Consider the following 8,925-nt stretch of genomic DNA (forward strand, 5'->3'; position numbering starts at 1 on the left):
GATCGCAGCGGCGAGGCGGTCAGCGTGGATGCCGCCTATGTCGAACGCCATCTGGGCGATCTGGCGCGGTCCACCGACCTGTCGCGCTATGTGCTATAGCGCCCCGCGCGGGCGGCGCAGATAGACGTAATAGGCGCCCTCGCCCCCGTGATTGTGGTGGGCGGGGGTGGCCTGCTGGACGACCGCCGAAAGCGGGCCGGAATGCAGCCAGAACGGCACCTGATGCCGCAGCGCGCCCGGCCGCGTCGGCAGCGGGCCGTGATCGCCGCGCCCCTTGCCGGTGATCACCAGAACCAGCCGCAGCCCTGCGGCATGGCACGAGATGATGAACTCGATCAGACGCGGATGCGCCTCGGCCAGGGTCAGGCCGTGCAGGTCCAGCCGCGCCTCGGGGCGCAGCTTGCCGCGCGTCATGCGCTTGTGCGTCTTGGGGTCCATCCGCAGGGCCTGCCCCGCCAGGGTAGCGGCCGGGCTGGGCGCGGTGCTGGTCTGGCGCAGGGGGTGCTGGACCGACTGGCCGATGCGGAAAGCGGGAACCGCGCCCGGTTGGGGGCGCGGCGCGGCGGCGGCTGGGTTCGGTTCGGGAGGAGCCGGAGGCGGGGCGGGCTTGGCCAGCGTTCCGCGCGCCTTGCGGTCAAGCGGCGAGGCCGTTGCCGCGATCCGCGCCCATAGCTCCGCCTCTTCGGGCGTCAGGCCCTTGCGGCGGGGCATCAGCCGGTCGCGACAAGCTGCCAGTTCGGATCGTCCTGACCCATGACGCGGGCGAAGGTCCAGACGTCCTTCTGCTTGCGCGGCGCCTTGGGATCACCCTCGACCACATTGCCCGCCGCGTCGCGGGTGGCGGCGATCAGTTCGCCCACGAAGCGCACCGTCACCTCGGCCATGCCGGTCACGCGGTCGAATTCGGCCGAGACAAGTGCGGTCTCGCGCGTGCCCAGATAGCTGGCCTCGACGCTCTGGCCGTTCGCCTCGCGCTGGTCGATCACGGACTGGAAGGCATCGGCCACGGGCTCGGCGAGGAAGGGCCGCACCTCGGACAGGTCGCCGCGTTCGAAGGCCATCAGGATCATCTCGTAGGCCATCTTCGAGCCGCCGAGGAAATCGCGCACGCCAAAGGACGGCTCGGCCTGCTTCATCGCGGCCAGCGCCTCGGCGGTCGGACTGCCCGCCTCGGCATGGTCCAGGATGTCGTGATCCACCTCGTCGGCGGTGCCGTCGATCACTTCGAAGCGGCGGGGCGTGGGGGCCGGGTTCTCGACCCGCGGGGGTTCGAACCCGTCGCGCGTTCCCAGCACGTTCCGAAGGCGCAGGATCAGGAAGATGGCGATCCCCGCCAGAACAAGCAGCTGAAGAAGAGGGTTGGACATGCAGGCAACCTTTTGTGCGATCGGGTCTGTTGGTATCGGGCGGCTTGGCCATTATGTAGGGAACGCGCCGGTGCAAGTCCAGTTTCAGCACCGCAAGGAGGGATATGCGCATGTGGCTTTTCTGGCTGTTTCTGGCCGTCCCGATCATCGAGATCGCCCTGTTCATCCAGGTCGGCGGCCTGATCGGGCTGTGGCCGACGCTGGCCATCGTCGTGCTGACCGCGATCGTGGGGACGGCGGTGATGCGCAGCCAGGGCGCCCATGCCTGGGCCGAGATTCAGCGCAGTTTCTCGGAATTCCGGGATCCGACGCGGCCCTTGGCGCATGGCGTGATGATCCTTGTCGCGGGGATGCTGCTGCTGACGCCGGGCTTTTTCACCGATGCGGTCGGGCTGGCGCTTCTGGTGCCGGGCATCCGCGATCTGGTGCTGCGCCAGCTTGCGGGCCGCGTCCGGGTGACGCGGGTGCAGGCCGGGCATGCGACGATGCGCCGCGACGATCACCGCCCGCCCTATGGCGAGGGCGTGATCGACGGCGAATACTACGTCGCCGACGAGGAGCCGCGCCCCGAGCGTCCGGCGCCGCCTGACCTGCCGCCGCAGCTGGACGATCTGCCCCCCGAACCGCGCCGCCCGGGCGGTTCGGGCTGGACGCAGCATTGAGGCGGGCGGGCCTGCCTGTTAGAAGCGGGCAAACCCCGCAGACGAGGAAGCAAGATGGCTGACGAAAACACCCCGAACGGCGCCGCGCCGCAACCCGCCGCCCAGGCGCAGAATGCAGGCCAGTCGCAGCTTCGCATGCAGGTCCTTGCCCAATATATCCGCGACCTCTCGTTCGAGAACGGCGTGGCGCAGAAGGGTGCGCCCACCGGCGAGATCCAGCCCGAGATTTCGGTGCAGGTCAGCCTGGATGCCCGCCGCCGCGGTGCCGAGAACCAGTACGAGGTCATCAACAAGTTCCGCGTGACCTCGAAGAACCGTGCCGATGGCGCGACGCTGTTTCTGGCCGAGCTGGACTATGCCGGCGTCTTCCAGATTGAGGGCGTGCCCGACGACCAGATGCATCCCTTCCTGATGATCGAATGCCCGCGGATGCTGTTCCCGTTCGTGCGCCGGATCATCGCCGACCTGACGCGCGACAGCGGCTTCCCGGCCTTCAACATGGACCCGGTGGATTTCGTGGCGCTGTATCGTCAGGAACTGGCGCGCCGCGCCCAGGCGCAGGCGCAGCAGGCGCAGGGCGAAGCCAAGCCGTCCTGATCGGGGATGGCCGCGCGACCGCGCAGGGCCTGGCAGCGGATGCTGTCGGGCCGCAGGCTGGACCTGCTGGACCCGACGCCCTTTGACATCGAGATCGAGGACATCGCCCACGGTCTGGCCTTTGTCGCGCGCTGGAATGGCCAGACGCGCGGCGACTGGCCCTATTCCGTGGCCGAACACTCGCTGCTGGTCGAAGAGATCTTCACCCGGCTGGAACCGGCCCTGCCGCCGCAATGGCGACTGGCCGCGCTGCTGCATGACGCGCCGGAATATGTGATCGGGGACATGATCTCGCCGGTCAAGGCGGCGCTTGGGGCGGAATACGGCGCGATGGACGAACGCATCGCCGCCGCGATCCACCGGCGCTTCGGCCTGCCCGCCGCGCTGCCCAAGCCGATCAAGGCGCGCATCAAGGAGGCCGACCGCATCTCGGCCCGGATCGAGGCTGTGGCGATTGCAGGCTTTGACCCGGCCGAGGCGCGGCGGCTGTTCCCGCTGCGCGACGAAGGCGCGACCGAGGGGCTGGAACTGGTCCTTCGCCCCCCGGCCGAGACGCGCGCCGCCTATCTGGAGCGCTTTGCCCGGATCATCGCGCTGATCGATGGGGCCTAGGCCTCAGATCAGCAGGTCTTCCAGCGACTTGCCCGCATCCAGGTTTTCCTGAACCCAACGCGGCTTGCGGCCACGGCCGGTCCAGGTCAGCGACGGGTTTTCGGGATGGGCGTATTTCGGCGCGACCGTGGTGGGCTTGCGGGGCGCGGAGCCGGTCAGTTCGGCCAGATTGAAGCCATGGGCGCGGGCGGCTTCCTCGGCGGCCTGAATGGCCTCGCGGCGGCGGCGATCTTCATAGCTGGAAATCGCGCGATCCAGTTTGCTCCGCATATCGCGCAATTCCTTCAACGACATCTTGTCGAGGTCAAAGTCCATTCTTTTCGTCTCCCGAAAATAAGACTGATATTGATAATCAGCTTATAGGCGAAAGACAGGGTAATACAACCATTACCCTAAATCAGCGAGGCCCCCTTTTAGCAAGAATCCGCTGAAGCGTCCTGCGATGCATATGCAGGCGGCGAGCGGTTTCGCTGACATTCCGGTCGCATTGCTCGTAAACGCGCTGGATATGTTCCCAACGCACGCGATCAGCCGACATGGGATTTTCCGGCGGGGGTGGCAAAACCTCACCGCTGGACAGAAGCGCTGACGTCACGTCATTTGCATCGGCGGGTTTGGCCAGATAATCGGTGGCACCCATTTTCACCGCCGCGACGGCCGTTGCGATGGCGCCATATCCGGTCAGCACGATGATGCGGGCATCGGCGCGCCGCTCGCGCAGCGCCTCGACCACGTCCAGTCCGTTCCCGTCCTCCAGACGCAGATCGACCACGGCATAGGCGGGGGCCTTGCGCTCGATCTGGCGCATGGCCTGCGAGACGCTGAGCGAGGTTTCCGTCTGGAAGCCGCGCTTTTCCATCGCCCTTGCCAGGCGTGTCACGAAGATCTCGTCATCATCGACCAGCAGCAGACTGGGGTCGGGTCCGATCGTGTGGGTCACATTGTCCATCGCGCGCCTCTGAATGCTAGAAACGAGATGTAGTGACCCACGGCCTGCAAGGCAAACAGTTGCGACAAAACGCCGTTTCTTTTTCAGACGCTTGATCCGCGCCGGCACGTTTCAGACCCGGATTTCCGGGCCGGCCCCGTCAGGACAGGGCGTCCACGAAACAGCCCACGCGGTCGGCCATCTGCTCGGCCGTCGCCTCGCGAGAGAAGAATTCCACCGTCCGGTTTCCGGGAATGACCAGATAGGTATTGGTCATGTGATCGACCAGATAATATTCCTGATCTTCCTCATCATGGGCCTTGTAGTAATTGCGCCAGCCCTGATTGACCTGCGCGATTTCCTCGTCGGAACCGGTCAGGCCGATCATGTCGTCGGAAAACAGGCTGGTATAATCGGCCAGAACCTCGACCGTGTCGCGGCGGGGATCGACGGTGACGAAGACATTCTGGATTTCGGTGCCGCGCTCGGCCAGAATATGCTCCACCTCGGCATTGCGCGCCGTATCCAGAGGGCAGACATCCGGGCAGAACGTATATCCGAAATAAAGCAGCGAGGGTTTGGTGAAAACCTCGTCCTGGGTGACGCGCTGTCCGTCATGGCGGGTCAGGGTGAAATCGGTGCCGAAACTGTCCATGCCCCCGGCCACGGCGCTGCCCCGGCACTGCGCCAGCGGATCGCCCGCCCGCTGCTGGGTCAGAAACAGCCCGCCGCCAGCCAGAACGCCGATTGCCGCCGCAGCGCCGAACAACAGGATCTTGCGATCCGCCATGACTCTCACCATCCTTGCGTGCCAATTCGGCGCATTGATCGCTGATCGAGCCGCCGTTATCAAGGCACGCACCGCCGCAGGGACATCACGATGACGGAAACCGCCCAGGCCGCGGCCAGCCTTGAAGCGCCGGTCGTGATGACCGACCAGCACAAGGCCGAACCCATCCGCATCCGCACGCTGGTGCTGCTGCGCTGGTTCGCCATCGGCGGGCAGATGGCGGCGGTGATTGTCGCTTGGTTCATGGGGATCGGCTTCGTCAAGACGCCGGTCCTGCTGCTGATCGCGGCCTCGATCACGATGAACCTGTGGCTGTTCCTGCGCCCGCCCAAGCGAACCTCGCCGGGGCGCGCGGTGGCGCAGCTCAGCTTCGATCTGGTGCAGATCTCGGCGCTGATGGCGCTGACCGGCGGCATGGCCAACCCCTTTGCGCTGCTGGTTCTGGCGCCGGTGACGATCGCGGCGGCCTCGCTAAAGGGGCGGCAGGTCCTGGCGCTTGGCCTGGCGACGGTGGCGCTGATCTCGGTCGCGGCCTTGTTCGGCCTGCCCCTGCGCGGCCCCGACGGAGAGATCCTGCGGATGGAACCGATCCTCGCGCTGGGCCATTGGGTCGCGCTGGTGATCGGGGTGGTGTTTTTCGCGGGCTACGCCCATCGGGTCACGGCGGAACTGCAGGCGACGTCGAACGCGCTTTTCGCCACGCAGATGGCGCTGTCGCGCGAACAGCGGCTGCAGCATCTGGGCGGCGTGGTCGCGGCGGCGGCGCACGAGATGGGCACGCCGCTGGCCACGATCAAGCTGATCGCCGGAGAGCTGGCCGACGAATTGCGCGACCGGCCCGATCTTTACGCGGATGCCACCGCGCTGAAGGCCTCGGCCGATCGCTGCGCGCAGATCTTGCGCAGCATGGGCCGGGCGGGCAAGGACGACCTGCACATGCGCGCCGCCCCGCTGCGCGCCGTGCTCGAGGATGCTGCGGCGCCTCATGCCAATCGCGGCCCCGTGGTCGAGATCAAGGCCGACGGTCCGGTGGTGCACCGCGATCCGGCGGTGATCCACGCGCTGCGAAACCTGATCCAGAACGCCGTCGATTTCGCCGAAAGCCGCGTGGTGATCGAGACGCAGATGACCCAGACTAGCCTTGGCGTGACGATCCGCGATGACGGGCCGGGCTATCCGGTGGCGCTGCTGTCGCGTCTGGGCGATCCCTATCTCTCCCGCCGGGCCGAGGCGCAGCGCGGCAGCTACGAGGGGATGGGCCTTGGCCTCTTCATCGCCAAGACGCTGCTGGAACGGTCGGGCGCGCGGCTCAGCTTCGGCAATGGCGGGCCGGGCGCCATCGTGTCGGTGCGCTGGCCCCTGGACCGGATCAGGGCCGAGGATCGCCGGGCACTGGCCGAAAATCCGCATATCGACAGCTGATCGCTTAACCCATTCTTAAGCAAGCTGTGCAACATTCGCCGCAAAGCGGAATGCAACGGGCACGGGGGCTGGTGATGTTGAGCGAAGGGATCGGTCTGGTCGCCACGGCGATCCTTGCGGGAACCCTGTCCGTCATTCTGGCGGTGGGGGCGATCAGGCTGTGGGATGCAGCCAGATCGCGCAATCAGGCGGGCAGCGCCGGGCGCGACCGGCTGGACGCGGCGATCCAGCCGATGGTGTTCCTGTTCCGCCAGACGCGCCTCATCGATGCAACGCCGCCCGCGCGAGGCCTGCTGGACCGGATCGGCGCGCCGGGCGACGACTGGTCGCGCCTCCAGCAATGGCTGGGCCCCCGATTTCCAGAGGCCCCCGCCCGGATGAGCCAGCTGGAACGCTTGGGCCGGATCGAGATGACCGGCGCCGAAGGACGCGGCAGCGCCACCCTGCGGCTGGTGGCCGAGGATCTGGGCGACCGGATGTGGCGCCTGACCGTCACCGATCCCCGGGCAGAACATGCGGGCATCGTGGTCGATTCGATGTCGCTCCACGCGATGGAGGAGGAGCTGGACCTGCTGCGCCGCGCGCTGGACCAGACGCCGATGCTGGTCTGGCGCCAGGACGAGGACGAGCGCATCACCTGGGCCAATGCCGCCTATCTGCGCCGTGCCGAGACGCGCAATGACGGCGTCCTGGGCTGGCCCCTGCCGCGGCTGCTGGATGCACCAAAGCCCGTGCCGGGCGCCGGGACCGCGACCCGCCGCGCCGCGCTCGAGGATAACGGCATCGTCTCCTGGTATGATTGCCACAGTCACCGGATGGGCGACGAGGTGATGATGTTCGCCCTGCCCGCCGATGCGGCCGTGCGCGCCGAACGCAGCCTGCGCGAATTCGTCCAAACCCTGACCAAGACCTTTGCCGACCTGCCCATCGGTCTGGCGATCTTCGACCGGCAGCGGAACCTGCAATTGTTCAATCCGGCGCTGATCGACCTGACGGGCCTGCCCACCGGCTTTCTGACCGCGCGCCCGACGCTGTTCGATTTTCTCGACCAGCTGCGCGAACAGCGCATGGTCCCCGAGCCCAAGGATTACCGCAGTTGGCGTCAGCACATGGCCAATCTGGAAAGCGCCGCCGCGACCGGCCACCATGTCGAGACCTGGTCCCTGCCCGGCGGCCAGACCTATCGCGTGACCGGCCGCCCCCATCCCGACGGCGCGGTGGCCTTCCTCTTCGAGAACATCACCTCCGAGGTCAGCCTGACCCGCAAGTTCCGGGCTGAGCTAATGCTGGGCAGCCATGTGCTGGACGGGATCGAGGACGCGCTGGTCGTTTTTGCCCATGGCGGCAAGATGGTGATGGCGAACCAGGCCTATCGCGCGCTGTGGGGTGACGCCGTGACCGACCTGCCCGAGGCCATGACCCTGTGGAGCGGCAACCGCGCCCCCGGCGCAGGCCATGCCGCGCTCTGCGAGGCGTTGCAGGGCGAGCAGGCGGCCCGCGCCAGCGGCGCGATGGCGGGCCCGCAGGGGCAGCTTCTGGGCTGGGCGGTCTCGCATCTTGCGGGGGGCCGGGTGATGCTGCGCTTCCGCCAGCCCGGGGTCGAAAGCCTGACCGCCCCGGACGCGCTGCTGGCGCTGGACCATGCCACCGACCTGACCGGCGCGGTCAAGGCCGGCTAGAGGTAGTTGCGCGACACCGCGATGGCCACGGCCTGGGTGCGGGTTCTGGCCCCCAGCTTGGCGCAGGCCTTCAGCGCACGCTGCTTGACGGTGGATTCCGCGATGCCAAGCGCGCTGGCGGTCTCGGCCTGACCAAGCCCATCGCGGAAGCAGCGCAGCACGTCCAGCTCTCCGGGCCCCAATGCCGCGCGGCTGAGGACCAGATCCGTCCATAGCGAGAATTTCGCCGCGCAGCGCCCGATTTCCTCGTCGGTGAATTCCCGGTCGGGATGCGACAGCGTCAGGAAGGACCGCTTGCCGTTCACCTTGCGCGAGATCGCGACGCCGTGGTTCAGCCGGAACCGCCGCGCCTCGCGCATCACGCCGCGCAGATCGGGGATGCGGACTTCGGACCAGCGCACCCAGCCGTCATTCGTCATGGTCCACATCGCGATCGGGTCGCCGAAGAAGTAGTTGCGCTCCTCGTAGATGGCGCGCCAGGCGTCGGGATAGGCGTTGAACAGGTGTTCCGGGCCCCGGAAGGTCAGGTTGAAGCCCATGATCCAGCCGGTTGGCGCCAGCGCGTGCATCTCGGCGATCTCGTCGTCGAAGCCGGGTATCAGGTCCTTGAGCATCTCACCCTTCCGGTCCGGGCCGCAGCCCCGTCATGCGGGGGATCATATGTCTTTTCGGATATGCCGAAAAGACAGGCTCTGTCGATTGGCCACGACTTTCCCGGCCCCTTAAGGATTCTTTCAGGAGATCCCGGTTAGACAGGAAAGGAAAACCGATGGTGAAGGAAATCCGCGAACCGCGGCTGGCGACGGCCGAGTTCAGCCGCGACATGGTCGAGACGATGCTGACCTATTTCGATGCCTATGCCGAGGAC

General features: G+C 67.0%; 11 protein-coding genes. 5 read left to right on the forward strand and 6 right to left on the reverse strand.

The annotated features are described in order from the left end of the window. Window positions 1-93: 93 nt before the first annotated feature. Together QAR72_RS15135 and QAR72_RS15140 are read right to left on the reverse strand one after the other, a co-directional pair. Window positions 94-711: a Smr/MutS family protein gene (locus QAR72_RS15135; protein ID WP_304618210.1), complete on the reverse strand. Its 618-nt coding sequence runs from the start codon at window positions 709-711 to the stop codon at window positions 94-96. Next, window positions 711-1,367 (reverse strand): Tim44/TimA family putative adaptor protein, encoded by a 657-nt coding sequence (locus QAR72_RS15140; RefSeq protein ID WP_304618211.1) that lies wholly within the window; start codon window positions 1,365-1,367, stop codon window positions 711-713. Before QAR72_RS15140 ends, QAR72_RS15135 begins: the two co-directional genes overlap by 1 nt. A gap of 110 nt (window positions 1,368-1,477) precedes the next feature. Between QAR72_RS15140 and QAR72_RS15145 the strand changes: the two genes are divergently transcribed. From QAR72_RS15145 to QAR72_RS15155, 3 genes are read left to right on the forward strand one after another with little or no spacing between them, the layout of a single operon-like run. Next, complete coding sequence (locus QAR72_RS15145) at window positions 1,478-2,029, forward strand: FxsA family protein (protein WP_304618212.1); 552 nt, start codon at window positions 1,478-1,480, stop codon at window positions 2,027-2,029. 54 nt (window positions 2,030-2,083) lie between these two features. Continuing rightward, window positions 2,084-2,626 (forward strand): protein-export chaperone SecB, encoded by a 543-nt coding sequence (secB, locus tag QAR72_RS15150; protein WP_304618213.1) that lies wholly within the window; start codon window positions 2,084-2,086, stop codon window positions 2,624-2,626. Window positions 2,627-2,632: 6 nt separating this feature from the next. Beyond that, on the forward strand, window positions 2,633-3,238 hold the full coding sequence (locus QAR72_RS15155; protein WP_304618214.1) for an HD family hydrolase: 606 nt from the start codon (window positions 2,633-2,635) through the stop codon (window positions 3,236-3,238). Window positions 3,239-3,241: 3 nt separating this feature from the next. On the opposite strand, the gene QAR72_RS15160 is transcribed toward QAR72_RS15155, so the two are convergent. The 3 genes from QAR72_RS15160 to QAR72_RS15170 all read right to left on the reverse strand — a co-directional run bounded on the left by QAR72_RS15160 (window position 3,242) and on the right by QAR72_RS15170 (window position 4,956). Next, window positions 3,242-3,553: an H-NS histone family protein gene (locus QAR72_RS15160; RefSeq protein ID WP_304618215.1), complete on the reverse strand. Its 312-nt coding sequence runs from the start codon at window positions 3,551-3,553 to the stop codon at window positions 3,242-3,244. An 82-nt stretch (window positions 3,554-3,635) separates the two neighbouring features. Continuing rightward, window positions 3,636-4,187 carry an ActR/PrrA/RegA family redox response regulator transcription factor gene (locus tag QAR72_RS15165; RefSeq protein WP_304618220.1) on the reverse strand — a complete coding sequence of 184 codons (552 nt, stop codon included), beginning with the start codon at window positions 4,185-4,187 and terminating at the stop codon, window positions 3,636-3,638. Between the two features lie 139 nt (window positions 4,188-4,326). Next, entirely contained in the window at window positions 4,327-4,956 is a 630-nt protein-coding gene (locus QAR72_RS15170) for an SCO family protein (RefSeq protein WP_304618216.1), read from the reverse strand. Window positions 4,957-5,046: 90 nt separating this feature from the next. Here QAR72_RS15170 and QAR72_RS15175 point away from each other — a divergent pair, with 90 nt between their 5' ends. After that, a complete protein-coding gene (locus QAR72_RS15175) occupies window positions 5,047-6,378 on the forward strand; it encodes an ActS/PrrB/RegB family redox-sensitive histidine kinase (protein WP_304618217.1) in 1,332 nt (443 codons plus the stop codon). Between the two features lie 77 nt (window positions 6,379-6,455). Beyond that, on the forward strand, window positions 6,456-8,057 hold the full coding sequence (locus tag QAR72_RS15180; RefSeq protein WP_304618218.1) for a PAS domain-containing protein: 1,602 nt from the start codon (window positions 6,456-6,458) through the stop codon (window positions 8,055-8,057). On the opposite strand, the gene QAR72_RS15185 is transcribed toward QAR72_RS15180, so the two are convergent. Then, window positions 8,054-8,671, reverse strand: a complete 618-nt coding sequence (locus QAR72_RS15185; RefSeq protein ID WP_304618219.1) for a helix-turn-helix transcriptional regulator — start codon at window positions 8,669-8,671, stop codon at window positions 8,054-8,056. The genes QAR72_RS15180 and QAR72_RS15185 overlap by 4 nt on opposite strands. Window positions 8,672-8,925: the final 254 nt, after the last annotated feature.

Origin of the sequence: Paracoccus sp. (in: a-proteobacteria), from assembly GCF_030604785.1 — a bacterium.
Classification (GTDB): Bacteria; Pseudomonadota; Alphaproteobacteria; order Rhodobacterales; family Rhodobacteraceae; genus Paracoccus.

What these genes read in the sequence shown, in the direction of transcription:
- QAR72_RS15135 (WP_304618210.1), bottom strand. Translation starts at nt 711, where the DNA reads ATGCCCCGCCGCAAGGGCCTGACGCCCGAAGAGGCGGAGCTATGGGCG.
- QAR72_RS15140 (WP_304618211.1), bottom strand. Translation starts at nt 1,367, where the DNA reads ATGTCCAACCCTCTTCTTCAGCTGCTTGTTCTGGCGGGGATCGCCATC.
- QAR72_RS15145 (WP_304618212.1), top strand. Translation starts at nt 1,478, where the DNA reads ATGTGGCTTTTCTGGCTGTTTCTGGCCGTCCCGATCATCGAGATCGCC.
- secB (WP_304618213.1), top strand. Translation starts at nt 2,084, where the DNA reads ATGGCTGACGAAAACACCCCGAACGGCGCCGCGCCGCAACCCGCCGCC.
- QAR72_RS15155 (WP_304618214.1), top strand. Translation starts at nt 2,633, where the DNA reads ATGGCCGCGCGACCGCGCAGGGCCTGGCAGCGGATGCTGTCGGGCCGC.
- QAR72_RS15160 (WP_304618215.1), bottom strand. Translation starts at nt 3,553, where the DNA reads ATGGACTTTGACCTCGACAAGATGTCGTTGAAGGAATTGCGCGATATG.
- QAR72_RS15165 (WP_304618220.1), bottom strand. Translation starts at nt 4,187, where the DNA reads ATGGACAATGTGACCCACACGATCGGACCCGACCCCAGTCTGCTGCTG.
- QAR72_RS15170 (WP_304618216.1), bottom strand. Translation starts at nt 4,956, where the DNA reads ATGGCGGATCGCAAGATCCTGTTGTTCGGCGCTGCGGCGGCAATCGGC.
- QAR72_RS15175 (WP_304618217.1), top strand. Translation starts at nt 5,047, where the DNA reads ATGACGGAAACCGCCCAGGCCGCGGCCAGCCTTGAAGCGCCGGTCGTG.
- QAR72_RS15185 (WP_304618219.1), bottom strand. Translation starts at nt 8,671, where the DNA reads ATGCTCAAGGACCTGATACCCGGCTTCGACGACGAGATCGCCGAGATG.